The organism is Pseudomonas sp. BS3782 TE3695 (assembly GCF_050435305.1).
GTDB lineage: Bacteria > Pseudomonadota > Gammaproteobacteria > Pseudomonadales > Pseudomonadaceae > Aquipseudomonas.
This window is the reverse complement of sequence record NZ_JBNDKB010000001.1, coordinates 5,007,054-5,033,758: the sequence shown is the minus strand read 5'-3', so window position 1 is coordinate 5,033,758 and position 26,705 is coordinate 5,007,054. Positions and strand designations below refer to the sequence as shown.

The 26,705-nt window shown below is 57.1% G+C and carries 27 protein-coding genes and 1 pseudogene; 9 read left to right on the top strand and 19 right to left on the bottom strand.

Annotation, left to right across the window (positions count from 1 at the left end; translation table 11 throughout):
* Nucleotides 1–3: 3 nt before the first annotated feature.
* Nucleotides 4–1,350 (bottom strand): MFS transporter, encoded by a 1,347-nt coding sequence (locus tag ABH909_RS22705; protein ID WP_429437331.1) that lies wholly within the window; start codon nt 1,348–1,350, stop codon nt 4–6.
* A gap of 366 nt (nt 1,351–1,716) precedes the next feature.
* On the opposite strand from ABH909_RS22705, the gene ABH909_RS22700 reads away from it, so the two are divergent.
* The gene (locus ABH909_RS22700) at nt 1,717–2,430 is read left to right on the top strand and encodes a FadR/GntR family transcriptional regulator (RefSeq protein ID WP_429437328.1); all 714 of its coding nucleotides are present in this window, start codon (nt 1,717–1,719) and stop codon (nt 2,428–2,430) included.
* A 93-nt stretch (nt 2,431–2,523) separates the two neighbouring features.
* The gene (locus tag ABH909_RS22695) at nt 2,524–2,766 is read left to right on the top strand and encodes a hypothetical protein (RefSeq protein WP_429437325.1); all 243 of its coding nucleotides are present in this window, start codon (nt 2,524–2,526) and stop codon (nt 2,764–2,766) included.
* 163 nt (nt 2,767–2,929) lie between these two features.
* On the opposite strand, the gene ABH909_RS22690 is transcribed toward ABH909_RS22695, so the two are convergent.
* Nucleotides 2,930–4,279, bottom strand: coding sequence for a heavy metal sensor histidine kinase (locus tag ABH909_RS22690; protein ID WP_429437322.1), 1,350 nt, complete (start codon nt 4,277–4,279; stop codon nt 2,930–2,932).
* Nucleotides 4,279–4,959: a heavy metal response regulator transcription factor gene (locus ABH909_RS22685; protein ID WP_429437319.1), complete on the bottom strand. Its 681-nt coding sequence runs from the start codon at nt 4,957–4,959 to the stop codon at nt 4,279–4,281. The genes ABH909_RS22690 and ABH909_RS22685 overlap by 1 nt, the downstream gene beginning before the upstream one ends.
* A gap of 153 nt (nt 4,960–5,112) precedes the next feature.
* On the opposite strand from ABH909_RS22685, the gene ABH909_RS22680 reads away from it, so the two are divergent.
* The gene (locus ABH909_RS22680; RefSeq protein ID WP_429437317.1) at nt 5,113–5,649 is read left to right on the top strand and encodes a cupredoxin domain-containing protein; all 537 of its coding nucleotides are present in this window, start codon (nt 5,113–5,115) and stop codon (nt 5,647–5,649) included.
* 61 nt (nt 5,650–5,710) lie between these two features.
* Nucleotides 5,711–6,541, top strand: coding sequence for an NADPH-dependent 7-cyano-7-deazaguanine reductase QueF (gene queF, locus ABH909_RS22675; RefSeq protein ID WP_429437314.1), 831 nt, complete (start codon nt 5,711–5,713; stop codon nt 6,539–6,541).
* Nucleotides 6,542–6,689: 148 nt separating this feature from the next.
* Here queF and ABH909_RS22670 read toward each other — a convergent pair whose 3' ends face one another.
* Both ABH909_RS22670 and ABH909_RS22665 read right to left on the bottom strand, forming a co-directional pair.
* Nucleotides 6,690–6,953 carry a DUF4404 family protein gene (locus ABH909_RS22670; RefSeq protein ID WP_218399096.1) on the bottom strand — a complete coding sequence of 88 codons (264 nt, stop codon included), beginning with the start codon at nt 6,951–6,953 and terminating at the stop codon, nt 6,690–6,692.
* A 125-nt stretch (nt 6,954–7,078) separates the two neighbouring features.
* Nucleotides 7,079–7,699, bottom strand: coding sequence for an HAD family phosphatase (locus tag ABH909_RS22665; protein WP_429437311.1), 621 nt, complete (start codon nt 7,697–7,699; stop codon nt 7,079–7,081).
* Between the two features lie 201 nt (nt 7,700–7,900).
* Here ABH909_RS22665 and ABH909_RS22660 point away from each other — a divergent pair, with 201 nt between their 5' ends.
* Nucleotides 7,901–8,590: an MlaA family lipoprotein gene (locus ABH909_RS22660; protein ID WP_429437308.1), complete on the top strand. Its 690-nt coding sequence runs from the start codon at nt 7,901–7,903 to the stop codon at nt 8,588–8,590.
* A 56-nt stretch (nt 8,591–8,646) separates the two neighbouring features.
* Here the strand turns inward: ABH909_RS22660 and ABH909_RS22655 are convergent.
* Nucleotides 8,647–8,721 (bottom strand): annotated as a pseudogene (locus tag ABH909_RS22655) (PilZ domain-containing protein); the annotation flags it as partial.
* A 276-nt stretch (nt 8,722–8,997) separates the two neighbouring features.
* Here ABH909_RS22655 and rssB point away from each other — a divergent pair.
* Together rssB and rssC are read left to right on the top strand one after the other, a co-directional pair.
* A complete protein-coding gene (gene rssB, locus ABH909_RS22650; protein ID WP_429437305.1) occupies nt 8,998–10,179 on the top strand; it encodes a two-component system response regulator RssB in 1,182 nt (393 codons plus the stop codon).
* A complete protein-coding gene (rssC, locus tag ABH909_RS22645; protein WP_007897104.1) occupies nt 10,179–10,661 on the top strand; it encodes an anti-sigma factor antagonist RssC in 483 nt (160 codons plus the stop codon). Before rssB ends, rssC begins: the two co-directional genes overlap by 1 nt.
* A 184-nt stretch (nt 10,662–10,845) precedes the next feature.
* Here rssC and tal read toward each other — a convergent pair whose 3' ends face one another.
* The 11 genes from tal to ABH909_RS22590 all read right to left on the bottom strand — a co-directional run bounded on the left by tal (nt 10,846) and on the right by ABH909_RS22590 (nt 21,666).
* Entirely contained in the window at nt 10,846–11,772 is a 927-nt protein-coding gene (gene tal, locus ABH909_RS22640) for a transaldolase (RefSeq protein ID WP_429437303.1), read from the bottom strand.
* Nucleotides 11,773–11,950: 178 nt separating this feature from the next.
* Complete coding sequence (gene dusA, locus ABH909_RS22635) at nt 11,951–12,946, bottom strand: tRNA dihydrouridine(20/20a) synthase DusA (protein WP_429437301.1); 996 nt, start codon at nt 12,944–12,946, stop codon at nt 11,951–11,953.
* Nucleotides 12,947–13,249: 303 nt separating this feature from the next.
* Nucleotides 13,250–13,996, bottom strand: a complete 747-nt coding sequence (locus ABH909_RS22630; protein ID WP_429437298.1) for a hypothetical protein — start codon at nt 13,994–13,996, stop codon at nt 13,250–13,252.
* 527 nt (nt 13,997–14,523) lie between these two features.
* Nucleotides 14,524–14,982, bottom strand: a complete 459-nt coding sequence (locus tag ABH909_RS22625; protein WP_429437295.1) for a hemerythrin domain-containing protein — start codon at nt 14,980–14,982, stop codon at nt 14,524–14,526.
* A gap of 332 nt (nt 14,983–15,314) precedes the next feature.
* Nucleotides 15,315–16,106, bottom strand: coding sequence for a transporter substrate-binding domain-containing protein (locus tag ABH909_RS22620; protein ID WP_429437293.1), 792 nt, complete (start codon nt 16,104–16,106; stop codon nt 15,315–15,317).
* A 154-nt stretch (nt 16,107–16,260) separates the two neighbouring features.
* Complete coding sequence (locus ABH909_RS22615; protein ID WP_429437290.1) at nt 16,261–16,602, bottom strand: hypothetical protein; 342 nt, start codon at nt 16,600–16,602, stop codon at nt 16,261–16,263.
* Between the two features lie 101 nt (nt 16,603–16,703).
* Entirely contained in the window at nt 16,704–17,675 is a 972-nt protein-coding gene (copD, locus tag ABH909_RS22610; RefSeq protein WP_429437288.1) for a copper homeostasis membrane protein CopD, read from the bottom strand.
* Between the two features lie 3 nt (nt 17,676–17,678).
* Nucleotides 17,679–18,062, bottom strand: a complete 384-nt coding sequence (gene copC / locus ABH909_RS22605) for a copper homeostasis periplasmic binding protein CopC (RefSeq protein WP_429437285.1) — start codon at nt 18,060–18,062, stop codon at nt 17,679–17,681.
* A gap of 55 nt (nt 18,063–18,117) precedes the next feature.
* Nucleotides 18,118–19,008: a copper resistance protein B gene (locus ABH909_RS22600; RefSeq protein ID WP_429437283.1), complete on the bottom strand. Its 891-nt coding sequence runs from the start codon at nt 19,006–19,008 to the stop codon at nt 18,118–18,120.
* A 10-nt stretch (nt 19,009–19,018) separates the two neighbouring features.
* Nucleotides 19,019–20,812 carry a copper resistance system multicopper oxidase gene (locus ABH909_RS22595; protein WP_429437281.1) on the bottom strand — a complete coding sequence of 598 codons (1,794 nt, stop codon included), beginning with the start codon at nt 20,810–20,812 and terminating at the stop codon, nt 19,019–19,021.
* A gap of 149 nt (nt 20,813–20,961) precedes the next feature.
* A complete protein-coding gene (locus ABH909_RS22590) occupies nt 20,962–21,666 on the bottom strand; it encodes a murein L,D-transpeptidase catalytic domain family protein (protein WP_429437279.1) in 705 nt (234 codons plus the stop codon).
* A gap of 81 nt (nt 21,667–21,747) precedes the next feature.
* Between ABH909_RS22590 and ABH909_RS22585 the strand changes: the two genes are divergently transcribed.
* Nucleotides 21,748–23,499, top strand: a complete 1,752-nt coding sequence (locus ABH909_RS22585; RefSeq protein WP_429437276.1) for a L,D-transpeptidase family protein — start codon at nt 21,748–21,750, stop codon at nt 23,497–23,499.
* Here the strand turns inward: ABH909_RS22585 and ABH909_RS22580 are convergent.
* Together ABH909_RS22580 and ABH909_RS22575 are read right to left on the bottom strand one after the other, a co-directional pair.
* A complete protein-coding gene (locus ABH909_RS22580; RefSeq protein ID WP_429437274.1) occupies nt 23,496–23,978 on the bottom strand; it encodes a hypothetical protein in 483 nt (160 codons plus the stop codon). The genes ABH909_RS22585 and ABH909_RS22580 overlap by 4 nt on opposite strands.
* Nucleotides 23,979–24,084: 106 nt before the next feature.
* A complete protein-coding gene (locus tag ABH909_RS22575; RefSeq protein WP_429437271.1) occupies nt 24,085–24,753 on the bottom strand; it encodes an HAD family hydrolase in 669 nt (222 codons plus the stop codon).
* 235 nt (nt 24,754–24,988) lie between these two features.
* On the opposite strand from ABH909_RS22575, the gene ABH909_RS22570 reads away from it, so the two are divergent.
* On the top strand, nt 24,989–26,560 hold the full coding sequence (locus ABH909_RS22570; protein ID WP_429437269.1) for a sensor domain-containing diguanylate cyclase: 1,572 nt from the start codon (nt 24,989–24,991) through the stop codon (nt 26,558–26,560).
* Nucleotides 26,561–26,705: the final 145 nt, after the last annotated feature.

Genomic DNA, 26,705 nt, shown 5'->3' with positions numbered 1-26,705 from the left:
TGTTCAGGCGTGATTAGGTGCTGGTTTGCCCAAGGCAACCACAGGTGCAGATTTCGGTTTATTGCGCGCGGCGAAAACGATGATCGCGGCAATGATCGAGGTGGCGGCCAGGCCGTACAGCCCGCCCTGAATCGAGCCGGTGTGTTGTTCCAACAGGCCGAAGGTGGTCGGCGCAACGAAGCCGCCGAGGTTGCCCACCGAGTTGATCAGTGCGATCACGCCTGCAGCAATCCGTGCATCCAGGTACGCCTGGGGAATTGGCCAGAACAGCGACGATGCCGACTTGAAACCCAACGCGGCGAAGCAAATGGCGACGAAGGCGAAGATCGGCCCGCCCGTGGTGGACATGAACATCCCGGCGGCAGCGATCAACAGCGCAGCGGCGACCCAGGCTTGCTGGTGTTTCCATTTGGCCGACAGTGTGGCGAAGGCGTACATGCCGACGATCGACAACAACCACGGAATCGAGTTGAACAACCCGACCTGGATGTCGCTCAGGTCGCCCATCTTCTTGATGATGCTCGGCAGCCAAAAGGTCGCGGCATAGATGGTCAACTGGATAAAGAAGTAGATCACGCAGAACAGGATGATCTGGCGATCCTTGAGCAGCGTGCCCAGCGACGGTTTGATCGGCGTCGCGGCTTCGCGGGCCAGTTGTTCGTCATCGATGGCTTTGACCAGTGCGTCCTGCTCAGGACGGGTCAGCCATTTGGCGTCATGGGGTTTGGAGTCCAGCCAGAACCAGACGAACACGCACAGCGCGACCGAAAACATCCCTTCAATGAAGTACATCCACTGCCAGCCATGCATGCCCAAACCACTGATTTGCAGCAGTAGCCCGGACAGCGGGCCGGAGATCAGCGACGCTATGGCCGAGCCACTGAGGAAGATCGCAATCGCCTTACCGCGTTCGACGCCAGGCAACCAGCGGGTGAAGTAGTAAATCACCCCAGGAAAGAAACCGGCTTCGGCAACGCCGAGCAAAAAACGCAGAATGTAGAAGTGGGTTTCGTTTTGAATGAACGCCATGCAGGAGGCCACCAGACCCCAGGTCAGCATGATGCGAGTCAACCAGATTCGTGCACCGACTTTTTGCAGGAGGATGTTGGAAGGGACTTCGAACAGCGCGTAACCGATGAAGAACAGACCGGCGCCGAAACCGTAGGCGGCAGCGCCAATGCCCAGGTCATGCTCCATGTGCGCGCGGACGAAGCCGATGTTTACACGGTCGATGTAATTGACGATGAACATGATCACGAACAGCGGCAGAACGTGGCGTTTCACTTTCGAGATGGCGGACTTCAGGACCGAATCGGCGCCCTCGGTCATCCCGGATATGGATGTATTCACTGCTTTTTCTCCCACTCGTTATTTTTATGCGGGGTGTGGCTGGATGTTGCGTTGTTGATAGACATCATACAACTAGGTTTTTTTGTTCTACAAGTACGTCACTCAACAAAATGGTGCTAGGCGGAAGGTTTTTTATTCGTTTTATGGGTTTTGGCGGCGTATTTGTTGGGGACTGTCCCGGATTTCTTCAGTCGATAATTTCCCTTTGTCGCGGCGGAGCCGCTTCGAGGCGATGGTGTAAATCGTCTTTTGTGCAGTGAATATTGAGTGTTGTCATACAAGTTGGGCGGCGTTTTATTGAGATTCCCGTCATCGAAAAGTGCGCACGGTGATACGATCCGGATACCCGCTTTTCGGATAATCACCATGCAAGAAGACATCGACGCACCTGCCCGTAAGCGTGCCCATAACCTGGCCCACGATCTGGTGAGCAAACTGACCCAGAGCATCCTGCTCGGCCAGATGGTGCCGGGGGACAAGCTGCCGTCGGAGAACTCGATTGTTCAGGAGCATGGCGTCAGTCGCACAGTGGTGCGCGAAGCGATCTCGAAGTTGCAGGCTTCGGGGCTGGTGGAAACCCGTCACGGCATCGGCACTTTTGTTCTGGCGCGGGCACCGGATCAGGGGCTGCGTCTGAATGTCGATACGGCGCTGGGCGTGCGCAGTATTCTGGAATTGCGCATGGGCCTGGAAACCCAGGCGGCGGCGCTGGCGGCGGTTCGTCGCACAGACCAGCAATTGGCGCAGATGCGTGAAGCGCTGGATGACTATCAAAGCCTGTTGGCCAACAACGACAGTTGCGTCGAGGCAGACAAGCGCTTTCATCTGCTGATCGCCGAAGCCACCGGCAACGCGTGTTTCACCGAGATCATGCAGCACCTGGGCAGCGCCATGATCCCCCGGACTCGCGTCAATGCCGCCGAGCGCGGGTCGGCGGATTTGAGCAAGCTGGGGCAACTCGCCAACCTCGAACACGAGGCGATTCTAAACGCCATCAAACGCCAGGATCCGGATGCGGCGCGGGCGGCAATGTGGTTGCACCTGACTAACAGTCGCGACCGCTTTTCGGCTGATCGGTAGTCGCCGTTGGTCTCCTCGATAGCACCCCTTTTGCAGGCTCGTTTCCAACCTGTACGGCCCGGATTTGCTGGGCCTGATCAATGGAGGTGCGTCATGGCTTACGATCAAATCCTTCAGGGTGGAACTTCCGATAACGACCCTGTCAGACCCAATCCCGATATGGACGATCCGTCGATGGATCAAGACGCACCACCGGGCATGGACCCATCGCGAGATCCGGCCGATACGGACGTCGATCGTCCTGAAGACTGGAGGGACCCAGCCCTGGACCCGGATCTGGATGACGATATTCCAGCGCCGGATGAAGAAACGCCATTGTCCGACGACAGGCGATAAACGAAACCCGTCCGATGGGCCTGATGCCGGTAAGTCAAGAACTTTGAGCGACGAAAATTCTGTGGGAGCGTGGCTTGCCCGCGAAGAATGCACCGCGTTTTTCAGGTACTACGCGTCATCGTTCTTCGCGGGCAAGCCACGCTCCCACAGGTTCTGCGTCGCCTCAATCCCCCTTCGGCAACTCCATCACAAACCGCGTCCATTCCTTATCCGATTCGCAACGAATCTGCCCGCCATGGGCGCGGATAATTGACTGGGTGATGGCCAATCCCAGCCCCGCATGCTCACTGCTGCCTTCACGGCGCGCCGGGTCTGCCCGGTAGAAGCGGTCAAACAAACGCGGCAACAAGTCTTCAGAAATCATTTCCCCGCTGTTTTCAACCGTCAGGCTCAGGCCTGTCGGCTGCTCGATAATCTTCACCCGAACCTCGCCACCGCCCGGGGTAAACCGCAGTGCATTGTCCAGCAGGTTGGACAGCGCCCGGCGCAACATGCTGCGGTCGCCCTGCATGCGCGCGCTGCCCTCACGACTCAATTTCACCTGAGCGTCCTCGGCCAGCGGCGCAAAAAACTCCAGCAGCACATCGGCTTCTTCCGCCAGTTCCAGCGCTTCGCGCTTGGGCATCAGCAAGCCGTGATCAGCCTTGGCCAGGTACAACATGTCATTGACCAGTTGCGCCATCCATTGCAGTTCTTCGAGGTTGCTGTGCAGCGCTTCGCGATAATCCTCGATGGGACGAGGGCGGGTGAGGGTGACCTGCGTATGGGTCAGCAAATTCGACAGCGGTGTGCGCAGTTCATGGGCGATGTCGGCGGAAAACGCCGAGAGCCGTTGAAAAGAATCGTCTAGGCGTCCGAGCATGGCGTTGAAACTGTAAGCCAGTTCCTCGAGCTCTGGCGGCATGTCTGCTTCTGGCAGGCGAGCGTTGAGCGATTGCGCCGACACGCCGCTGGCGACCGCACTCATGCGCCGCAACGGGCGCAACCCCCTGCGTGCGGCCCAGGCTCCGAGCAGGGCGGTGGCCAGCGCCGACAAACCGACCGTCAGCCAAATCAAATGCTGCATGCGTTGCAGGAAATGTTGGTGATGAGTGATGTCCAGCAACAAGGTCAGTTGCGGTGAATCGGGTTTGTCGGGGAACAGGAGAGCATTCAGGACGCGGTAGTCAGTGCCGTCATCGCTCACCGTCGATAGGCCCAATTGGCGCGGCAAGTCTTTGGGTAAACGGGCTGTGCTGTCGTACACACGTTGTCCGTCGCTGCCGATGATGCGCAGCGAAAGATCGGCTTGTCGGCTCAATTCATCGGCCAGTCGGGTCTCGCTCTCGCTGGACGGAATGTCATCCAGCGCCCGGCGCAAGCCAATCAGTTTGCCGTCGAGCAATTGCTGGTCCAACTCGACAAAATGCGCCTCGCTGGCGCGGCTGAACAACACCCCGGCGAACAACGACACCACGGCAGTGCAAGCTGCGAATAGCAGCGCCAGGCGGTTGCTTAGAGAGAGTCGGCGCATCAGGCAGGGCGCTCTTCAAGGACGTAACCCATGCCGCGCACGGTGTGGATCAACTTGTTCGGGAAATCATCGTCGATCTTCAGGCGCAAACGGCGGATCGCCACTTCGATCACATTGGTGTCGCTGTCGAAATTCATGTCCCACACCTGGGAAGCAATCAGCGACTTGGGCAGGACTTCACCCTGACGTCGCAGGAGCATTTCCAGCAGGGCGAATTCCTTGGCGGTCAGGTCGATGCGCTGACTGTTGCGTTCGACCCGGCGACGAATCAGGTCCAGGCGCAAGTCGGCCAGTTGCAGGCTGGTTTCCTGAGGCGTGGTGCTGCCGCGACGCAGCAGACTGCGAACCCGCGCCAGCAGTTCGGAGAAGGCGAACGGTTTGACCAGGTAGTCGTCGGCGCCCAGCTCCAGGCCGTAAACCCTGTCCTCCACGGCGTCTCGCGCTGTAAGAAACAGTACTGGTGTGTCGAGCCCCGCGCCGCGCACTGCCTGCAGAATCTGCCAGCCATCGCGACCGGGCAGCATCACATCGAGGATCAACAAGGCGTAATCGCCGCTCAACGCCAGTTGCTGGCCGGTGCTGCCATCGGCCACCAGTTCGGTGGTGAAACCGGCCTCGGTCAGGCCCTGGCGCAGGTAATGGCCAGTTTTCGGTTGGTCTTCGACAATCAGCAGTTTCATGGGCGACTCGGGCAGTTGGAACGGGGGCGTTATACCGTGGGCGGCGGCGATAAAGGCCAATCTGACAAAGTTGTAATTTGCCTGTCAGGTGGCTGGCAGAGCCCGCGGGTTAAGTTTCCCACAAGCTGAACCTCATCTTGTTGGAGTGCGACTATGTTTTTTCAAAATCGTCTGGTACTGACCGCTTGCTTGCTGACTCTGAGCTTGGGACTGGAGGCTTCACCGGCGCATTCCTACGACTTCGGTCAACCGGCGGCAGCGACCAAGGCAACCCGTAGCGTTGAAGTGGTGATGGGCGACATGTCCTTCACTTCCAAGGCAATTGATATCAAGGCCGGAGAAACCGTGCGTTTTGTACTGGTGAATAAAGGCCAGTTACTGCACGAATTCAACCTCGGCGACGCGGCGATGCATGCCCGGCATCAGCAGGAAATGCTCCAGATGCAGCAAAGCGGCATGCTGATGCCTACAGGCATGAAGGCCATGGACCACGGCGCCATGGCCACAATGGACCATTCCTCCAAAGGGCATGGGATGAAACACGATGATCCGAACAGTGTGCTGGTGGAGCCGGGCAAAACCGCCGAGCTGACCTGGACCTTCACCAAGGCCACCAACCTGGAATTTGCCTGCAATATCCCTGGTCACTATCAGGCCGGCATGGTCGGCAAACTGACAGTCAGTCAGTAAGCACTCAAAGGCGGGAGCAAAGGCTGGTAGAATCCGCTGATTCTTCAGTCAGGTTTCCGCCATGCATCCCGCAGCCGAACATTCGCCGCTGGGCAAATCCAGCGAATACATCGCCACCTACACGCCGTCCCTGCTGTTCCCGATCCCGCGCACTGCGAAATGGGCCGAGCTGGGCCTGACGGCTGAAACCCTGCCGTACAAGGGCGTGGACTTCTGGAACTGCTTCGAATTGTCGTGGCTGTTGCCATCCGGCAAACCCGTGGTGGCGATTGGCGAGTTCAGCATTCCAGCGGATTCGCCGAACATCATCGAATCGAAGTCGTTCAAGCTGTACCTCAACTCGCTGAACCAAACAGCGTTTGCCGACACCGCAAGCCTTGAAGCGACGCTGGCGAAAGACCTCTCGGCCGCTGCCGGCAAACCGGTGGGCGTGCGGGTTCGCAGCCTGAAAGATGTTGAGGCAGAAGGCGTGGAGGCGTTGCCGGGTGTGTGCATCGATGACCTGGATATCAGCGTCAGCAATTACGAGCATCCGCGTCCGGAACTGCTGCGGTGCAATGAGTCGCTCATTATTGAAGAGTCCGTACACAGCCATTTGCTCAAATCCAACTGCCCGGTTACCAGTCAGCCAGATTGGGGCAGCGTAGCGGTGGAGTATCGCGGCGCGGCGCTGGACCATGCGAGTCTGCTGGAATACATCGTGAGCTTCCGTCAGCACTCGGACTTCCATGAGCAGTGTGTGGAGCGGATTTTCCTCGACCTGCAACGGTTGCTCAAGCCAGAGAAGCTGACGGTGTATGCACGGTATGTGCGTCGTGGCGGGCTGGACATCAATCCGTATCGCAGCACAGAAGACGTGCAATTGCCGAACCATCGGCTGGTTCGTCAGTAAGATCAAAAGATCGCAGCCTTCGCCTTCCCAATGTAGGAGCTGCCGAAGGCTGCGATCTTGGCGCAATTCCAGTCGCCCGATAACTCAAGGGGCTGTGAAACCAAAAAGCCCCGCTATCAATAGCGGGGCTGTTTTGTATCTGGCGGGTTCAGATCCCCATGTTGCCCAACGCTTGCACGATGTTGCGCAAGGTGCCAGCAAGGGTTGGGTGTTCAAGTTCGAAGCGATCGACGGCCAGATTCACACTGTCGGCGAGGTTGGTGTCCTGGGTTTTGGTTTCCAGCTCAAGTTCGAGTTCGATCTGTTGCATCAGCGCGTGCAGGTCAGCGCGCTCGGCTTCGGTAAGCGGTGGATTCTGTTCCAATTGCTCGCGCAGTTTGTTGAGCTGTTCTTGCAGTTCGCGGGCAGGCATGACGTTCTTCCTTTTATCGATAGGCACTGGCATAGACCGTAGCGGTGCGCCAAAGGTCTGTGGCTGAGCTTTAGATTAATCCACTCTCGGGCAACGTGCATGCCTTCATAGGTGTGAGGCGGCGATCAGGGCTTCTCACCCTTGAGCCGGCGCAGACTGATATCCGCCAGGCAAGTGTCGAGTTCGCCCAGATGATCGATCACCGAATGCACGCCCAGGCCGAACAACTGCATTGTTGCCTTGGCGCGCAGGTGTTCCCGTTCCTTTTGGCTCAAGGCCTGCCATTCGCTGGGTGCCAGCCCGCACAGCGAGCCGCAGGACGCCAGGCCAATGGTCCACAACCCGGCATTCAGGCCCGATTGCAGAAGGCGCGGTTCGCCGCTGACCAGCACACAGCCGTCCAGACGCTCGACATTCAATGTCATCAAGGCTTGCCAACAGGCGTTTGGGGCTGGCCATGGATTGATTGTTGCCAGGTGTTGCGAAGGTTTGACCCATTCCGGGAGTGCCCCGGCCAGAGAGTGGCTGAGGGCGGGGGGCAACTCATCGAGCCAGGCGCAAGGAATCCGTTGACGCTGCAAGCTGGACAGGCTGTCCAGAGCGCCAAGCGTGACTTCGGCATGCTCGGCAGTCAGTGTGCCGCCTTGTCGAGTACGTGCGCCGAAATCCACCAGGCATCCACTGAGGCCGAACAGTACCGCGGTCAGGCTGGGAGCGATGAGAGGCGAGGTTTCGGTGCGTGGCATATCAACATCCTTGAAATAGTGACAAGGCTATTCGTGGACGGTGACAGTTGAGTGACACTGATGTGAATCGCTCCCAGCCAGGACAATCATCCGGGAGGCCATTGCGCACGATGCTGCCTAAACCGGGTTTTCCGTCATATACTAGCGGCCTTTGCGCCCGGGCCAAGCCCCCGCGCCAGTACGAATCCAAGGAGTTTCTTTATGCGCTGGAGCAATCATCTCGCTCAGCTTTGTATGTGTGCCAGTGTATTGCTGGTTCCGTTCGCGGCCCAGGCGGCCACGGAAGAAGACCCTTGGGAAAGCATTAACCGCCCGATCTACAAGTTCAACGATTTTGTCGACACTTACGCACTGAAGCCATTGGCTCAGGGCTATCAATTCGTCACGCCGCAGTTTCTGGAAGATGGCATTCACAACATGTTTCGCAACGTCGGCGACGTGACCAACCTCGCCAACGACGTGTTGCAGGCCAAGCCCGCTGCCGCAGGCGTCGATACCGCGCGTTTGATCTTCAACACCACCTTCGGCCTGCTGGGTTTCTTCGACGTGGGTACCCAGATGGGCCTGCACCGCAATGATGAAGACTTCGGCCAGACCCTCGGTTACTGGGGCGTGGGCAGCGGTCCATACCTGATGTTGCCGCTCATGGGGCCAAGCACCTTGCGTGATGCGCCTTCCAAGTATGTCGATGGCTACACCGGTCCATACCGCTACATCCACGACGTGCCGGTGCGTAATTCGATCTTCGGCCTGAACATCATCGACACCCGCGCCAATCTGCTGTCGGCCGAAAAACTGGTCAGCGGCGACAAATACACCTTTATCCGCAATGCGTACCTGCAAAACCGCGAATTCAAGGTCAAGGACGGCCAGGTCGAAGACGATTTTTAATCTCGACCGGTAAAACGAAGAAGGCGGCCATGTGGCCGCCTTCTTTCGTTGGCTGGCACCTCGTCGCCTTCATGAATCAGCGACACATCGGCATCGCGCTTTTCGCTGTAGTCCCGACCGGTTTCGCCCATGGGCTCGATCCTTCCTTTGGGTTACGGTTTTGCCTGTTCTTATAACTCCCGGTGATTTGACAAGTAAAGACGTCAAGCGACCATCGGCGTGAGCTTGAAACGCCTCGCGGATGGGAGTACCGTCTGCGCCTTAGAAGGGCACCTTTGGTGAACCTGTGAGTAGGGCAAACGCTCGAAAACGGTGCGACAGAGAGGCTAGAAAGCGAATCCAGTAGTGTGTGCGGGGCAAAATGCCCAGCCTGCTACGCCAACCTAATTCTGGCGCCGTTTGCCCACATGCCAAAAACCAGTGCCACGCTGCTGATAATCGATGATGACGAAGTAGTGCGCGCGAGCCTCGCGGCCTACTTGGAAGACAGTGGTTTCAGTGTCCTGCAGGCCAGCAACGGCCAGCAGGGTCTTCAGGTATTCGAGCAATACAAGCCCGATTTGGTCATCTGCGATCTGCGCATGCCGCAGATGGGCGGACTCGAACTCATTCGCCAGGTTACCGAGCTGTCGCCGCAAACCCCGGTGATCGTGGTGTCGGGCGCCGGCGTGATGAACGACGCGGTCGAGGCGCTGCGCCTGGGTGCGGCCGACTACCTGATCAAGCCTCTCGAAGATCTGGCGGTGCTCGAGCACTCCGTGCGCCGGGCCCTGGATCGTGCGCGCTTGCTGCTGGAAAACCAGCGCTATCGCGAGAAGCTGGAAAAGGCCAACCGCGAGCTCGAAGCCAGCCTGAACCTGCTCCAGGAAGACCAGAACGCCGGTCGCCAGGTGCAGATGAACATGCTGCCGGTCAGCCCCTGGAGCATCAATGAGTTCCAGTTTGCGCACCAGATCATTCCGTCGCTGTACCTGTCGGGCGATTTCGTCGACTACTTTCGGGTCGATGAGCGTCGGGTAGCGTTTTACCTGGCGGACGTTTCCGGCCATGGCGCCTCTTCAGCCTTCGTTACCGTGCTGCTGAAGTTCATGACCACGCGCTTGCTGTTCGAATCCAAGCGCAACGGCACATTGCCAGAGTTCAAGCCTTCAGAGGTTCTTGGTCATATCAACCGGGGCCTGATCAGCTGTAAGCTGGGTAAACACGTCACAATGGTCGGTGGAGTCATCGACGAGGAGACCGGTTTGTTGACCTATAGCATCGGCGGTCATCTGCCGTTGCCTGTGTTGTACACGCCAGACAGTGTTCGTTACCTGGAAGGGCGCGGTCTGCCGGTGGGTCTCTTCAATGAAGCCACCTACGAAGACCACGTTTTGGAATTGCCGCCAGTGTTCAGCCTGACGCTGATGTCTGATGGCATTCTGGACCTTTTGCCAGAACCCACACTCAAAGATAAAGAAGCTGCTTTACCTCAACGGGTGAAGGCAGCGGGCGGCAGCCTGGATGGTCTGCGCCAGGTTTTTGGATTGGCCACGCTAGGGGAGATGCCGGATGATATCGCCCTGTTGGTGTTGAGCAGGAATCTTTAATGAGTACCGGTAGAATCCAGTTCGCCGAGCAGGATGGCACCTTCGTCCTGAAGTTCGTCGGTGAAGTTCGCCTGACCCTGTGTTCGGCGTTGGATGCGACTATTGAGCGGATCTTCACCGCGTTGAATTTCAACGCCATCGTGATCGATCTGACCGAAACCCGCAGCATCGACAGCACCACCCTGGGCCTGCTGGCCAAACTGTCGATCCTGTCGCGGCAAAAGGTCGGCCTGCTGCCGACCGTTGTCACCACCCACGAAGACATCACCCGTCTGCTGCAGTCCATGGGCTTTGAGCAAGTGTTCAACATCGTTGATCGCCCGATCCCATGCCCTGAATGCCTGACCGACCTGCCAGACCAGGATCAGTCCGAAGAAGTGGTGCGGGTCAAAGTCCTTGAAGCGCATAAAATCCTCATGGGCCTGAACGACTCCAACCGTGAGGCGTTCCATGATTTGGTGAACGCGCTGGAGCGGCACTGATCCCCTAAAGCGGCCGCGCAAACACACTATCGCGATCACCACAAATCCCTGTGGGAGCGGGCTTGCCCGCGAAGACGTCGTAACGATCACTGCATCTTTCAACGCGAAGCACACTACCCAAATTCACAAAAAAAAAGGCGAACCCATCAAGGTTCGCCCCTTTTTTGCTTCAAGCTAACTCAAATCAAAGCTTGGCCTGCAACAACGCCTCAAGCTTCTCTTGATCCCGAGCAAACTGACGAATCCCCTCAGCCAGCTTTTCGGTCGCCATCGCATCCTCGTTGGACAACCAACGGAACTGCGCTTCATTCAGGCTCAGGCGCGCCTCGCCAGCCTGCCCCGGCGCCAATTTGCGCTCCAGCTTGCCAGTATCCGCCGCCAGCTTCTCCAGCAGGTCCGGGCTAACGGTCAGGCGATCACAACCGGCCAGCTGTTCGATCTGATTCAGATTACGGAAGCTCGCGCCCATCACCACAGTCTTGTAGTCATTGGCCTTGTAGTAGTTGTAGATGCGCGTCACCGACTGCACGCCCGGGTCATCCGCGCCGGTGTAGTCGTTGCCGGTGGCTTTCTTGTACCAATCGTAGATGCGGCCCACGAACGGCGAAATCAAAAATACCCCGGCATCGGCACAAGCGGCAGCCTGAGCGAAGGAGAACAGCAGCGTCAGGTTGCACTGAATGCCTTCTTTTTCCAGCTTCTCGGCGGCGCGGATACCTTCCCAGGTCGAAGCGATCTTGATCAGCACACGGTCACGGCCAACGCCGGCTTTCTCGTACAGGTCGATCAGACGGTGCGCACGTTTCAATATCGCATCGGTGTCGAACGACAGGCGCGCATCCACTTCAGTGGAAATACGGCCCGGTACAACCTTCAGAATTTCTTGCCCTACCGCAACGCCGAAACGGTCACTGGCCAGGCCCACATCGCCCTTGCAGTCGTGAACGCACGCGTTCAGCAATTCGGCATAACCGGCAATGGAAGCCGCTTTGAGCAGCAGGGAAGGGTTGGTGGTAGCGTCCACGGGTTTAACGCGAGCGATTGCTTCGAAGTCGCCAGTGTCGGCAACCACGGTCGTCATTTGTTTGAGTTGTTCCAGCTTGGAAGTCATGGGCGTGCTCTGTCCTATGGGTCTAATGACATTACCCGAGCGCTTGCAGCCACTCAAGGGCGCGTACGTGTATCGATGGCCCCAGCGGCAACAACCTGAAAACGGATGTTTGAAAGGCGGGGCATGGTATCGGTAGATACGATGCTGAAATGGGTCGCGGGTTCAACGCAGGTGACGGTTAACGCCCCTCAAGCAACTCTGCCGCCTGATCCAGCAAGGCCAAAGGCTCTTTGGCCTTGTGAATATCCACCGACAACAACTGCCGAAACTTGCGCGCCCCCGGAAACCCGGTACCCAGCCCCAGCACATGCCGAGTGATGTGGTGCATCGATCCACCCGCCAGCAGATGCTCGGCGATATAGGGCCGCAACTGCGCCAGCGCCTCGGCCCGGCTGATCACCGGCGTCGTGCTGCCGAACAGCTGCTGATCCACCTCAGCCATCACATAAGGGTTGTGATACGCCTCACGACCCAGCATCACGCCGTCAAACGTCTGCAAATGCTCGTGACAAGCCTCCAGCGTCTTGATCCCGCCGTTGAGAATAATCTCCAACTCCGGAAAATCCGTCTTCAACCGCGCCGCCACGTCATAGCGCAGAGGCGGAATGTCACGGTTCTCCTTCGGCGACAGCCCCTCCAGAATCGCAATCCGCGCATGTACCGTAAAACTCGTGCACCCTGCATCCCGAACCGTGCCGACGAAATCACACAGTTCCTCGTAACTGTCCCGCCCATTAATCCCGATCCGATGCTTCACCGTCACCGGAATCGACACCGCATCACGCATCGCCTTCACACAATCGGCCACCAACTGCGGATGCCCCATCAGGCACGCGCCGATCATATTGTTCTGCACCCGATCACTTGGGCAGCCGACGTTCAGGTTTACCTCGTCGTAGCCATGGTCCTGGGCCATGCGCGCGCAAGCGGCCAGGTCCAGCGGAACACTGCCGCCGAGTTGCAGGGCGAGCGGGTGTTCTGCTTCGTTGTGACGCAGGAAGCGCTCGTGATCGCCATTGAGGAGCGCGCCGGTGGTGACCATTTCGGTGTAGAGGAGGGCGTGCTTGGAGAGCAGGCGTAGGAAGAAACGGCAGTGGCGGTCTGTCCAATCCATCATCGGGGCGACGGAGAAGCGGCGGGAGAGCGGAGCGGGTGTGGCGGTGATTGGGGGCATTGGCGTTTCTGGAGTGGGTGAGGCTGGGAGATGGGGAGTTTATCAGGATTGGGCTTGCACAGCTTAGGCGAGTCTTGCTTCGTGTTCGGAACAAGTGAGCAAAGCAATGGGAGAGCTTCAGCGAGATAGCACGAGTAAATAAATCAGTCCCCTTTTTTCGTTGTTTTTCCGATCCATCACCGAGAAGGTGATGGTTTTTAGCTTGATATCGGCAGCAATCGACCCATCGCGGGAGGCGGGTTAAGTAAAGGATCTTTTTTGGTCAGGTAGGGCCGTTAACCATAGAAAAGATCCATCGTTGAGTTAAAAAACCAAGCCCAATTTCACGCCATATTCCTCCCTGGTTTGTTTGTCGAGGTCAGTCACTGCAAATTGACCATCCAAGTCATAATTGAAGCGGTTGTAGTATAGGGATGCTAAGATCGGAATCGATCCTCGTTGATTAAACAGAAAACTCAGCTCGGCAAAAGGATTGTTGCTGTCTTTTAAATCCAGACTCTCGCTGTTGACCCCGTGGAGTTTTAGCTGCGAATCACCATTTATTACTCTTCGAATTCCCGCTTCAAAACGCAGGGTTGTAGTGGTGAACCGATGATTGTAGCCAGCAGCAACTTTAGCGAAAGAAGTGCGGCTGGTGAGATCAATGTCGTACTTGTTAGACTCCGGTTGAAATCGATTCCATTTGTATCCTCCGCCCAGCAATAGATCTAAAAAGTTACGCGTGTTCAAATCAGTCCGCCAGCCAAGATCCATGTCGACCTGGCCATCCTTTACTGTCTGATTCTTTTCTTCAGAGTACTGCCCGCTTATTTCCGCATGATAGATAAAACCGGTTTGAGCCGTCATTTTGTTGCCAAAGTTGAGAAATAACCCTCCTTCCGGAATGTGTTCGGTGTTCGTGCTTCTGTGTCCTGTGAATTCGAGAACGCTATAGCTTCCCAGCAAGCCAAAGGCGAAAACTGGATCTGTAGGAGATGTAGCGCTAGAAAGTGTTGGGACGGTTCCCGCGAGAAGGGCGGTGACAACAGCAGTAAGATTGGTCCTTTTCATAAGAACTCCATCAGTACGCTACTGGTCTAGGACAGACCGACACTTATAACGATAGCTGTTTTTTTTGTGTTGGATCGGTGTCACCCCATGGTGAATCAGTGAGTACATCAGGTTGTCCGTTTTTTAGGTGGTCCGCATGGCTGCTCCTGGCCGATATCTGCCTTACGTAACGTGGTTAGCCACACTGGAAAGGCCGGTAAAAGGGAGATCGGTGGTACATAATTGGTACGATGGTAGTAGAGATTCGCTGTAAGGCGCTATTTTAAAGGGGCTTGCCGTAAGTTGTTCCAATCATCGGGCCACGGAGAAACGGCGGGAAAGCGGAGCGGGTTAGCGGTGATTAGGGGTATTGGCGTTTCTGAAATGGATGAGGCTGAGAGGTGGGGAGTTTATCAGGATTGGGCTTGCGGGGTTCGGGCGAGTCTAGCGGAGGTAGTTGGAGTAATGGACACAGGAGCCATCCAGTGGCCGCATAATTGCTTAGTGAGACCAAAACTAAGTAGTAGAAATGTAAGGCGCATCCCGATTTAATGCCATTGACGCTTGATTTCCTGCCATTGGTTGTCTGACAGCCATTTATCTGCCGCCGGAAAGAAGATATTTTCCTCAGCATCCATATGATCGTAATATTTTTTGATGAAGTCATCGATGGTGTCAGCAATTACTCTCGTTTCCTGAGTTGTCTTTTCCAACATCTTCAGTTGTCCGGCAATGCGCCCAAATGCCTGATGATCTCGCTCGATATCCTTGACCCGTTGGTGGATCGGTGCCTCAGTCGCTAGCAAGGCCATCCGGATAAGTTCTTCGTTTTCATGGTGATGTCGCTCTGCATCACCATGCAAGGCTTCCAGCATCTTGAACAACAGCTTGCAGTCATCAGTACCATCGGATTCATATCTCATTTTCCTCAGCAGCTCTTTGATCTGAGTAATTTTCATCGCCACTTCATGATGATAGGCCTGAAGTTCTTTCAATAAGACATTCATATCAATCCTCGTCATGACCAAACCATCATGGAAAATTTTTTAATCAGTAATCCAAAGGGGGCCTACCTCTTTAAATTTCAATATTTTGCGAAACTGCATCTGCCATCACTTGATTTTTAGTATAGGCGAGCACAACGCTCTCACCATGGGAAACCTGCTTCCCTTGGAAGAAATTGAAATATCCAAGATGCATTTATATGCACTGAATACAGCTCAGGCCAGATGACGCAACGGCGGGGGGCTTCCGCTGTTGCGTCATCTGACTGATGCATTGCGCATTCTGATTTTGCGCTGCGCGATCGAACGCAGATCCTACATGGGTATGTAGCGAGCTATTTAGTCTCTGGCACCGCGATCCACTGACCCAGAATTTTCTGGTAGTTCCCTGTCACCTTGGCCAGATGCAGCCACTGATCGACATACAACTTCCAGCTAATATCGTCGCGCGGCAACAGATAAGCCTTCTCTCCATATTGCATGTATTGCGTCGGGTTCACGGCACACAAACCCGGTTTGAGTTTCTGTTGGTACAGCGCTTCCGAGGCGTCGGTAATCATCACGTCAGCCTTCTTGTCCAGCAGCTCCTGGAAGATGGTCACGTTGTCGTGAAGCCGCAATTGCGCCTTGGGCAGGAAGGCGTGGACGAAGGCTTCGTTGGTGCCACCAGCCGGTTCGACCAGGCGAACCGAGGGTTGGTTGATTTGTTCGATGCTTTGGTATTTCGCCTGATCTTCGCAGCGCACCAGCGGGATTTTGCCGTCGACATCCAGTGTGGTGCTGAAGAAGGCTTTTTTCTGGCGTTCCAGCGTGACGGAGATGCCACCGACGCCGATGTCGCATTTGCCCGCGAGCATGTCGGGCATCAGGGTTTTCCAGGTGGTCTGAACCCACTCAACCTTCACGCCCAGGCTGTCGGCCAGCGAGCGGGCCATGGCGATGTCGATCCCCGAATATTCGCCATCTTCACCTTTGACGGTATAGGGTTTGTAGTCGCCGGTCGTGCAAACGCGAAGTTGGCCCTGTTGCAGGACGGTGTCGAGATGGGAAGGGTTTTCCACTGCCTGAACGCCGCTGGCTAGCGCGAGAAGGCCGCAGAGCATCATGGTGCTTTTTATGGTTTTCATTGTTATTGGGCTTTTGTGATGGAGTGGGGTTCAAGCGGGAGTCAGTGTAGTGAAAGCACTTCTTGACTGTCATCCACCGTCTCAATAGCCCATTCATTCCAATGCGTGATACGTGCCAGGCGAGGCCCGACACGTATGCCTTCACATTAGTTGTTTATCCGCAAGCCAGGGACTTCGAACTCTTAAGATGCGCTTCAATCGAGTTGCTGGCAGAGTGGACTCTTACTCCCTTGAGTTTATCGAGCGGCGGTTCTTTCCAAAGTTTTGATGCGTCGATGGGAAGGATGACCTGTATAGCAGCCCCTTGGGGCGGATCAGCAACAAAATCGAAGTCTTGAATGCCGTCAGGCGGAAACTGAATATAAACCCGTGGCTCCAGTCTCGGGTTTGTCCATCCACCAGAATTCACCAGGCCAATTGCCGATATGTGTAGCTGCGGTGGGTTTGATTTAAGTAACTTTAATTCGACATCCACCACTTTCATTACTTCAGCCATTTTCGATCTCCTTTCGATAATTGCGCCGCATTTTCACCTTGGCGCTTGGGTGTTGAACCCTATGGCTTGAAATCCGGTGGTTAGACGCTAGTAAAGGACTCTCACCCTGTCCACTGGCTGCTTGGCCGATCATCGGATGCTTCATTCCCTATAGAAACGTCCATCTCCGGGCTCAACGTTCCGAGCCAGGCCACCAATCCCACGATCACCACCGCTGCCAACCATTCCACCAGCACGCTACGCCGCAACGCATTCGCCGCTACCTGGTATCGTCCGTTCCCCAATGACTGCTCCAGAAACGGTCCCAGGTGAAACCGGTTCAGCGCAGCAAGTACGAGCATCCCGGCAAACAGCACCACTTTGATAAACAGCAAAACCCCGTAAGTACTGAGAAATACTTCATCCAGTTTCGGCCCGACGATGAATAGATAATTCACCACCCCCGTCACCGTGATGACCACCACGATGACCGCACCCATTACCTCGAATCGATTAACCGCGCGGGCCAACAACCTGATGCGCGCTTCAGTGTGCAGGGCGTTGATTCTGGCCATCAGCGCAAACGCCATCAAGGCGCCAAGCCAGGCTCCTGCTGTCAGCAGGTGCAGAATGTCCACCGTGAAATGCCAGAAACGACGACTGCCTTCATCCATAGCGCCATGCCCGTTCCAGGCCAGGCTGGAAAGGGCAACACCGCCGGCAAAAGCTGTAATCCATAAACTGAAACCAGGCGCACGGAGCATCACCGCGAAACCTGCGACGACCAGCGCAACAATGCGAACCACCCAAGCCAGCCCGACATTCGTCTCGAACAGCATCATTTCGATGTGCGGACGCAGCTCGGCGAAGTCCGATTCCCCGCTCATGGCACTCGCCATCATCACCATGCTCACGACGGACAACATCACGCCCAGCACCGCCGTCCCCGCCAACATCGGCCGAAACGGCAATACCGCTCCCGTCAACCGTTCCCGTCCTTTAAGGCTGTACAGCCCAAAGAGCGCCACCCCAAACAACAGCATCAAATCCACATACAACGCAAAGCGCAGGGCAATGCTGATTGAGTCGCTCATCCATCACTTCACTTTGAACGTAACGTTGCCGGTGATCGGGTGAGTGTCTGAAGACACAGCGCGCCATTCGACTTTGTAGCTGCCGGTGGGCAGTGGCGAGAGCGGGGTGATGACCATGGTTTTCGGGTCGCTGCCGCCGGAGACTTTGGCCTTCATGGGCATGGGCGAGTGGGCCATGCCTGGCATTTCGGTCATGACCAGTTTGGCGCCGGAGAACTGGGTCACGAGGTTTTCGGAGAAGTGCAGTTCGATCTTGCTCGGCGCCGCGCCTTCCACGCCTTCGGCCGGGGTAGAGGAGAGCAGTTTGGGGTGGGCTTGAGCCAGTGCGCTCATGAGCAGCCCGGTTGAAAGTGCGATGGCAATAGCGGTGGTTTTGATTGTGCGCATGCAAGGCCTCTTACCGCTTCAAGCGGTTGGTTTTTAGGTTTTTGAGTTAATACATTTAGAACCACAGCCGAACGCCAACGACAAGGCGGGCTTCGCTGCGGTCCTCGCCTTCATCCCTGGCGTAATCGGCGGTTTTGCCGTAGGTGCGGTTCCAGGTCACGCCAATGTAGGGCGCGAATTCCCGGCGGATTTCATAACGCAATCGCAGGCCGGCTTCGGTGTTGGACAGCCCGGAACCGATGCCCCGTTGCGGGTCGTTTTTGCCATAGAGATTGAGCTCGGCGGTCGGCTGCAAAATCAGCCGGTTGGTGAGCAGGATGTCGTAGTCGCCCTCCAGCCGTGCAGCGGTCTGGCCACCTTCGCCGATGAAGGCCGTGGCCTCAGCTTCGAAGTTGTACAGCGCCATGCCTTGCACACCGAACGCAGCCCAGGTTTGCGGATCGCCGGGTTTGAAATCCTGGCGCACGCCGGTCACCACGTCCCACCACGGGCTGATCGCGTGGCCCCAAAGGGCCTGGACTTCCGCGTCTTCGCTCTTGCCATTGACGCGTTCGCCCTCGGAGCGCAGCCACAGGCGATCGATGTCGCCGCCGACCCAACCAGACAGGTCCCACGCCAACGCGCTGCCGTCGTCGGCGTCCTGCCATTCGAGTTTGTCGGCAAGCAAGTAATAATTGAGTGCGGAGTCATGCACGGCATGGCCGGCGGGGCTGACGTAGACGGCGGCGCGATCGGCATCGGTCAGCGCCGGGATCGGCGTGCGACTTTGGGTCGGTGCGGCGGGCTGCATCTGGCCGTCGTCCATGCTTTGCATTTGGCTGTGATCCATGCCCGGCATCTGGCTATGGTCCATACCCTGCATATCGTCGGTAGCGGCCATGGCCGAAGAAGCCGTGAAGCCGGCGAGTGCCAAAGCGAGGCGGGTAGAGCGAATCAGTCTGGTCATGGGTAGCGCCTCATTCTTCCACGCGAACTTCACGGAACATGCCCATTTCCATGTGATACAGGAGATGGCAGTGATAGGCCCAGCGGCCGAGCGCATCGGCGGTGACCCGGTAGCTGCGCTTTGATCCCGGTGGCATGTCGATGGTGTGTTTGCGCACCATGAACTGGCCGTTCTCGTCTTCGAGGTCGCTCCACATGCCGTGCAGGTGAATGGGGTGAGTCATCATTGTGTCGTTGACCAGCACCACACGAATGCGCTCGCCGTACTTGAGTCGCAGCGGTTCGGCATCGGAGAATTTCACGCCGTTGAACGACCAGGCGAACTTCTCCATATGGCCGGTGAGGTGCAGCTCGATGGTGCGACCGGGCTCGCGGCCATCCGGGTCTTCGAAGGTGCTGCGCAGGTCGGAGTAAGTCAGCACGCGACGGCCGTTGTCGCGCAGGCCCAGGCCCGGGTCGTCGAGTTTCGGCGAGGTGCTCATGGCTTGCATGTCCACCAGCGGGTTGTCTTTTTCCGTATCTGGGTGGGATTGCATACCGGCCATGCCGCCCATGGCCATGCTGCTGTGATCCATCCCGGCCATGTTGTCCATGCCCTGCATGTCACCGCCATCCATGCCCGTCATGCCTTGCGGTGCACTGTGATCCATCCCCGCCATATCGCCGCCCATGCTGCTGTGATCCATCCCGCCCATGCCCATGTCATCCATGGTCACCAGCGGTCGCGGATCCAGCGGTGGCACTGGCACCGACAAGCCGGCCTTCATTGCAAGGGTGCCTCGGGCATAACCCGTTCGATCCATCGATTGGGCGAACAGGGTATAGGCGTCCTGGGTCGGCTCAACGATGACATCGAACGTCTCCGCCACCGCGATGCGGAATTCGTCGACGCTCACCGGTTTGACATGTTGGCCATCCGCCGCGACCACGGTCATTTTCAGGCCGGGGATGCGAACGTCGAAGTAGGTCATGGACGAGCCATTGATGAAACGCAGACGCAGCTTTTCGCCGGGGCGAAACACGCCAGTCCAGTTCATGTTCGGCGCCTGGCCGTTCATCAAGTAGGTGTACGTGGCGCCGCTGACATCCGCCAGATCGGTGGGGTTCATTTTCATCTCGGCCCACATCTTGCGATCGGCGACTGTCGAGCCCCAGCCTTTCTCGCTGACATCGTGGATGAAATCGCCCACGGTGCGCTTGTGGTAGTTGTAGTAGTCCGATTGTTTCTTGAGTTTGCGCATCAGGTCGACGGCGTCTTCGTCGGTCCAGTCGGTGAGCATCACCACGTAATCGCGATCGTATTGGAAAGGCTCCGGTTCCTTGGCGTCGATCACCAATGGCCCGTAAACCCCGGACTGTTCCTGAAAGCCCGAATGGCTGTGGTACCAGTAAGTGCCGTTCTGCCGGACCTTGAACTGGTAAACGTACATCCCGTCCGGCTCGATGCCGTGAAAGCTCAGGCCCGGCACGCCGTCCATGTTGGCGGGCAGCAAGATGCCGTGCCAGTGAATGGAAGTGGTGTCCTTGAGTTTGTTCTTCACCCGCAGCGTGACCGTGTCGCCTTCACGCCAGCGCAGCAGGGGGCCGGGAATGCCGCCATTGATGGTCATTGCCGATCGAGGATTGCCGGTGATGTTGACCGGGGTGTCGCCGATGAACAGGTCGAACTCGGTACCGGCCAGTACGTTCGGTTCGCCGGGGCTGGTGACCGCCCAGACCGGCGTGCGCCACAGGCCGAGGCCAGTGAGGATTCCTCCAGCGGCGAGGCCCTTCACAAAAGTGCGTCTTGAGGTGTTGGAATGCATGCCGTTTTGGTTCCCGTCCGTCAGCCTGATGAAGCCCAACACTTCCATCCTGAGCGGATGGAAGAGCGCTTTATGAAATGGAGGCTAACGGGGGACGCCTTTCAGCAGACTGAGGCCAAGATTACATTTCTGACAGTTTCATGCTGTGTTCAATTATTTGCAGTCGGCCTGGCGGAGTCCGCCACGGTAGCGTTACCACAATTGATATATGAGGAAGACTTCAACCAGCGCTGATCCGGATAATAAGAAAACAACAACTGTCCATCTTTCATCGAGTCGATCAACTGATGCGCAATCGCAGGTCTCACAGCGGGGCAACCCAGGCTTCTGCCGATCCGGCCATTCGCCCGCGCCAGATCAGGACTGACATACGGCGCACCATGTATAACGATCGCGCGCTCGAATGCATTGTCGTTGAAGCCGGGCTCCAGACCTTCCATACGCAACGAATAACCGTTCTGCCCAACATAGCTGGATTGGGTCCGATACAAACCGAGACTGGTGGCGAAACTGGCATTGCGGTTGGAGAATTGACGGGCCATGTTCTCACCGCTGTTGCGACCGTGGGCGACCAGTTCGTGGAACAATAACTTGCGTTGTTTAAGGTCGAACACCCAAAGACGTTGCGCGGTCGAGGGCAGGGAATAATCGATCACCGCCAGTCTTTGAGCCGGGGCTGCACTCTGGGCTCGGCTGCATTGGGAAGCGCGTACAGCCAGGGCAATCACCTTGGCGTTGGCATTCGGGGCCGCTTTGATGAGGGCGGCTTCAAGTGAATCGGCGTAGGCTGCCGGTAAGGTGCACGCGGTCAGCAACAGGGCCGTTATTAAAAAGCCGAAGCGGTCTTGGGCCATACGCAAGTCTCATCTGATAGTTTCGAGTCTAGCAGCGCGCACGACGCTAGCCGGTTGAAAACGGGAGATTAAGGATTATCCATGGGGCAGTTAACAAGGTTATTCGTCATAAGCCGCATATTTTTTATGGGCTTTCTGATAAGCGGCAGCGCGATTGCGCAAACTTCGCCGATTGAGCCGTCATCTCCAGTAAGCGTGGTCATGGAGGCAGCACCTGGTGATTACGTCGGTCAGGCGATTCAGGCGGCGCTGGCGCCATTGCGCTCGGCTTTTCCCCCGTTGCTCACCTCACCACGTCATCAACGGGTCGACGTTAACCGGGCCGTGCTGGATTTTTATAGTCATCGAGGCTATCGCGCTGCCTGGACGGACGATGGCGATGTCGTCCAGTTATTGAAAAGCCTGAGCGATACAGAAATCGATGGCCTGGACCCTGACGATTTTCGAGTTGCCGAACTGGTCACGGCCAGAATGTCGATGAAGGCAACGGCGCCCACCCCGGGGCAACAGGCCGCTTTTGATATCTCGGCGACTCAGACGTTCATCACGGCGCTGCTGCAGTTGCGCCGCGGCAAGGTTGACCCTTCGCGACTGGACATCCATTGGAATTTCGACCCGGTGGGCATAGACCCTCGGGAGGACGTCAATCTTTTCTTCGCCGCCCTCGACAGCCACGACGTCGCACGCGCGTTTGCCCAGGCACCGCCACAAGAAGCGGTTTATGGCACGTTGCGCCAGGGGCTGGCGCAATTGCGCAAGGTTCGCGACAGTGGCGGCTGGCCAAAGATTGCGCAAGGGCAGACGCTCAGACCGGGCATGGATGACGCCTCGGTGGCGCAGCTGCGAGCCCGTTTAGTGGCCGGTGGTTATCTGGCTCCACCAATGAGCGGGCGCACCGATTACGACGACACGGTCACGGCGGCAGTGAAAAAGTACCAGGCCGAACAATACCTTGGGGCGGACGGTGTGGCGGGGCCGGCAACACTGGCGGCGTTGAACGTGCCGGTCGAGGCGCGAATCGATCAGGTCCGCGTGAACATGGAGCGGGCGCGGTGGCTGCTGTACAAACTTCAGGGTACTTTTGTCATCGTCGACATCGCCGGGTACAAGGTTTCGTTCTATCGCGATGGCAAGCTGATATGGCGCTCCCGGGTACAGGTGGGAAAACCGTATCGCAGCACACCGATTTTTCAATCCGAGATCACTTACATCACGTTCAACCCGACCTGGACCGTGCCGCCGACCATTCTGGTCAAGGACATGCTGCCGAAGATTCGCAACAATCCCGGTTATCTTGATGCAAACCGGATCCGCGTGATCGATCGAGAAGGCAACGTGCTCGACCCGTCGACTGTCGATTGGGACAACCCGCGTGGCCTTACACTGCGTCAGGATGCAGGGTCGGATAACTCGCTGGGGCAGGTGGTGATTCGCTTTCCCAATGATTACGCCATTTATCTGCACGACACCCCGCATCGCGAGTTGTTTGCGCAATCCAATCGTGCGACCAGTTCGGGCTGTATTCGGGTAGAAAACCCGCTGCAACTGGTGGAGCTGTTGTTCAACGATCCGGTTCGCTGGAACAGTGCAGGGATTCAAAAGCAGTTAGCCAACGGCAAGACAGAGAACATCAGGCTCCCCGTGAAAGTGCCAGTGCTGTTGGCCTATTGGACGGTGGACCTGAGCCTTGACGGGCGAGTGACGTTCAAGCCCGATGTGTATGGGTACGACAAGCCGGTATTGCGAGCGCTGAATCTGCCTTCGGAACGGCCAACGCTGGACGGGAGGCGAGCGGCGCCTCCCTCGATGGCGGTGGGGCAGAACACGCTTTAAAGCCCCAGGCCTTCTTGCACCGCCAGAAGCAGGTTGTGTTCGGTCAGCGCGATTGCATCCGGTTGTTGTCCGGGTTGGTCGATCGCCTGAAGCCACCAATGCGTCTCGCCGTGTTCATCGACGGTTCGCAATAGGGCGAGCTCCTTGCCTGTCGAGCGAATCTCGATTCGCCCGGCACCGTCAGCGGTGAAGCGAGCGACGGGATCGAAGGTGATGCTGTGGTGGTTGCCTTCGATCAGCAGTTGGTCGATGGCGTAATCGTAACTCGCCTCGTCCGGTGCCCTTTCGAACACGTGCGTGGAATTGCGTCGCAGCTTCAGGCCCACCTCGATCAATGGCTGCAGCCAGGTTTCGATCTGGTGATACAAGTCGTAGACCTGACCCGGCCAGCCGTCGATGGCCTGATCGGCGATGGTCGCATCGGCACTGGTTTGCCGGGATTGTTTCAGCTTCTCGGCGAGCTCATCTGCTTTACTCATGTCGATTTCCTGTCGTGATGTCAGTTAATCGTAGCCCCTTCAAGATAATGCGGTTTTGCCTTGCGTCATGGGATTGAAACACCGCATGACAAAACAAACCTGGCTCCTACGAAATGCTGTGTAACGTCCCTGATTGACCTTGCTGTACGGGCAACCCAAGCGCCACCAGTTCTTCGCGCAATTGTCCCGGGTTCAGGAACTGAACCGCATGAAATCCCTCCCGGCGTGCTCCTGCAATATTCGGCGCGTGATCATCGATGAATACTGCGCGGCGGCTATCAACGTCAAACCGCGATAGCAGCAACTGAAAAATCTCCGGCGAAGGCTTGATGACCCCTTCGGCACCCGACACCAGAATGCCTTCGAATCGCTGCAAGAACTCAAAGCGCTCAAGGGCAATCGGAAAGGTTTCGGCAGACCAGTTGGTCAGCGCCAATAACCGTATGCCTTTGGCATGCAGTTCATCGAGGATGTCCACGGTCTCTTCTATGGCGCCGTCGAGCATTTCTTCCCAGCGCTCGCGGTAGGCACGAATCAATGCCTCTTGGGACGGATGTCGGGCGATGGCTTCCTCAATCGCTTCCTGCCAGGTTCTGCCCTGGTCCTGTTGTTCATTCCAGGCGGTGTGGCAGACCTCTGACAGAAACGTTTCCATGGCTTGCAGGTCTTCACCGAACAACTTTCGATAAAGGTTTCTCGGGTTCCAGCGGATAAGAACATTACCGAGATCGAACACAGCGGTGTCGATGGGGGCTGGGTGGCGCGCAGCGCTCATGTTTTTCCTCCTTGGGTAAACGGGGCTGGGGCAGGCACGGAAGCCGATATCAAAGCGTTCGACAGGCTCCTGAGGTTTTTCATCCTAGCAGAGATGATTTTCGTACTTCACTCGTCGGGAAGTCGATCTCTGCAGTTCTGGCGCATTTACCCCGCACAACACCGTAGACTAAGCTCACAAAAAAAATAAGGGTTTTGGGCCTTTGCCCATGCCTTACCCTTTTCAGGACTCACTTTTGCCTATCCCCATTCCCGATCCGCACCACTCGCCCGATGGTGCCTTGAGGCGGTTGCCCCTGCTCAAAGCTGCGGTGCTGTTTATTGCGGCGGTGTGCCTTTGTCTGTGTGGGCTGCTTTACCTGCAACTGGAGCAGTCGCGCCGCCACGATCTGGCGTTGGCCGAGGTGTCTTCGTCGAACCTGACGCGGGCCATGGCGCAGCAGGCCGAAGACACGTTCATGAAAGCCGATCTGGTGCTGACCAGTCTGGTCGACTGGATTCAGGCTGAAGGTTTCGACGCTGTCCAGACGCCACGCTTGCAGAAAACCTTCGCCCGGCGAGTGCAGGCGCTGCATCAGTTACACGGGATATTTCTGTTCGACAAACAGGGGCAATGGGTCGTGACGTCGTTCGAAAACCTGCCCCGTGGCCCAAGTGTGGCGGACCGCGAATACTTCAGGTTTCACCAGCAAAACATTTCGTCCCTGGCACACATCGGCCCGGCGATTCGCAGTCGGGAAAATGGCGAGTGGATCATCCCGGTTTCAAGACGGGTAAACGACCCGAGCGGCAATTTCCAGGGGGTGTTGCTGGCCGGGATCAAGATGTCGTACTTCGACCAGTTCTTCAAAAGCTTCAGCATCGATAACAACGGCGCGATGTTTTTGGCGTTGACCGAGGGAACACTGCTGGCGCGACGGCCATTTGTGGATTCGCAGATCGGCACGTCATTGGCTCAGGGTGAGATTTTTCAAAAATTTCTGCCCAGCGCGACATCCGGCAACGCCATGATCGACTCGGTGGTGGATGGCATCGTGCGGTTGTATGGCTACCGGCAACTCGATACCTATCCGGTGGTGGTCGCGGCGGCATCCTCCAGAGACGCGATCCTCAAGGACTGGTACGACACGGCGATTCAATCCAGTGTGATCGTCGCTCTGGTCGTCCTCGGCGTGGGGTTGTTCGGTTGGGTGTTCATTCATCAGGTGCGCGCGGGCGAGCGCATCGAGGCGGATTTGCGCGAGGCGCAGAAAACCCTGGAATTGATCGCCACCCACGACAGCCTGACCGGGTTGGCCAACCGTCGATTGTTCGAGCGGGGGCTGGAGATCGAGTTTGGGCGCGGTGCCCGGCGGTCGAGCCCGCTGAGCCTGATCATGCTCGATATCGATTACTTCAAACGCTATAACGACACCTACGGTCATGTGGCCGGGGACCATTGCCTGGCCGAAGTGGCGCGGGCACTGAAGAGTTGCTGTCACCGCAACGCCGATCTGGCGGTGCGCTATGGCGGTGAAGAGTTCGCGGTGTTGCTGCCGGACACCGATATTCATGGGGCACTGACGATCGCCGAGCAGATCCGCCGTAGCGTCATGGACAAAAACATCATCCACAGCGGTTCGCCCACGGGTTATGTCACGGTCAGCCTTGGCTGCTATTCGTTTGTGCCGACGGGGCACGACAGCACCGAAATGTTGATCAAACGTGCGGATGCGGCGTTGTACCAGGCCAAGCATTCGGGACGAAATCGTTCGGCAGTGTTGTCCATGGAAGGCGGTGTCGAGGCGCTGATGCGCTCGGACCGCTAATGCTAGTCAGTTAAGTGCAATCCATGTGGGAGCGGCGGTGCGGCGATCCGACTTGCTCGCGAAGGCGGCGGCACAGTCAACATTGATGTCGCCTGACACACCGCCTTCGCGAGCAAGCCCGCTCCCACAGGTTTCGCATTAGTCG

Excerpts from the sequence above, each read along its gene's own strand:
- ABH909_RS22700 (WP_429437328.1), top strand. The coding sequence starts at position 1,717 with ATGCAAGAAGACATCGACGCACCTGCCCGTAAGCGTGCCCATAACCTG.
- ABH909_RS22695 (WP_429437325.1), top strand. The coding sequence starts at position 2,524 with ATGGCTTACGATCAAATCCTTCAGGGTGGAACTTCCGATAACGACCCT.
- ABH909_RS22690 (WP_429437322.1), bottom strand. The coding sequence starts at position 4,279 with ATGCGCCGACTCTCTCTAAGCAACCGCCTGGCGCTGCTATTCGCAGCT.
- ABH909_RS22685 (WP_429437319.1), bottom strand. The coding sequence starts at position 4,959 with ATGAAACTGCTGATTGTCGAAGACCAACCGAAAACTGGCCATTACCTG.
- ABH909_RS22680 (WP_429437317.1), top strand. The coding sequence starts at position 5,113 with ATGTTTTTTCAAAATCGTCTGGTACTGACCGCTTGCTTGCTGACTCTG.
- queF (WP_429437314.1), top strand. The coding sequence starts at position 5,711 with ATGCATCCCGCAGCCGAACATTCGCCGCTGGGCAAATCCAGCGAATAC.
- ABH909_RS22670 (WP_218399096.1), bottom strand. The coding sequence starts at position 6,953 with ATGCCTGCCCGCGAACTGCAAGAACAGCTCAACAAACTGCGCGAGCAA.
- ABH909_RS22665 (WP_429437311.1), bottom strand. The coding sequence starts at position 7,699 with ATGCCACGCACCGAAACCTCGCCTCTCATCGCTCCCAGCCTGACCGCG.
- ABH909_RS22660 (WP_429437308.1), top strand. The coding sequence starts at position 7,901 with ATGCGCTGGAGCAATCATCTCGCTCAGCTTTGTATGTGTGCCAGTGTA.
- rssB (WP_429437305.1), top strand. The coding sequence starts at position 8,998 with ATGCCAAAAACCAGTGCCACGCTGCTGATAATCGATGATGACGAAGTA.
- rssC (WP_007897104.1), top strand. The coding sequence starts at position 10,179 with ATGAGTACCGGTAGAATCCAGTTCGCCGAGCAGGATGGCACCTTCGTC.
- tal (WP_429437303.1), bottom strand. The coding sequence starts at position 11,772 with ATGACTTCCAAGCTGGAACAACTCAAACAAATGACGACCGTGGTTGCC.
- dusA (WP_429437301.1), bottom strand. The coding sequence starts at position 12,946 with ATGCCCCCAATCACCGCCACACCCGCTCCGCTCTCCCGCCGCTTCTCC.
- ABH909_RS22630 (WP_429437298.1), bottom strand. The coding sequence starts at position 13,996 with ATGAAAAGGACCAATCTTACTGCTGTTGTCACCGCCCTTCTCGCGGGA.
- ABH909_RS22625 (WP_429437295.1), bottom strand. The coding sequence starts at position 14,982 with ATGAATGTCTTATTGAAAGAACTTCAGGCCTATCATCATGAAGTGGCG.
- ABH909_RS22620 (WP_429437293.1), bottom strand. The coding sequence starts at position 16,106 with ATGAAAACCATAAAAAGCACCATGATGCTCTGCGGCCTTCTCGCGCTA.
- ABH909_RS22615 (WP_429437290.1), bottom strand. The coding sequence starts at position 16,602 with ATGGCTGAAGTAATGAAAGTGGTGGATGTCGAATTAAAGTTACTTAAA.
- copD (WP_429437288.1), bottom strand. The coding sequence starts at position 17,675 with ATGAGCGACTCAATCAGCATTGCCCTGCGCTTTGCGTTGTATGTGGAT.
- copC (WP_429437285.1), bottom strand. The coding sequence starts at position 18,062 with ATGCGCACAATCAAAACCACCGCTATTGCCATCGCACTTTCAACCGGG.
- ABH909_RS22600 (WP_429437283.1), bottom strand. The coding sequence starts at position 19,008 with ATGACCAGACTGATTCGCTCTACCCGCCTCGCTTTGGCACTCGCCGGC.
- ABH909_RS22595 (WP_429437281.1), bottom strand. The coding sequence starts at position 20,812 with ATGCATTCCAACACCTCAAGACGCACTTTTGTGAAGGGCCTCGCCGCT.
- ABH909_RS22590 (WP_429437279.1), bottom strand. The coding sequence starts at position 21,666 with ATGGCCCAAGACCGCTTCGGCTTTTTAATAACGGCCCTGTTGCTGACC.
- ABH909_RS22585 (WP_429437276.1), top strand. The coding sequence starts at position 21,748 with ATGGGGCAGTTAACAAGGTTATTCGTCATAAGCCGCATATTTTTTATG.
- ABH909_RS22580 (WP_429437274.1), bottom strand. The coding sequence starts at position 23,978 with ATGAGTAAAGCAGATGAGCTCGCCGAGAAGCTGAAACAATCCCGGCAA.
- ABH909_RS22575 (WP_429437271.1), bottom strand. The coding sequence starts at position 24,753 with ATGAGCGCTGCGCGCCACCCAGCCCCCATCGACACCGCTGTGTTCGAT.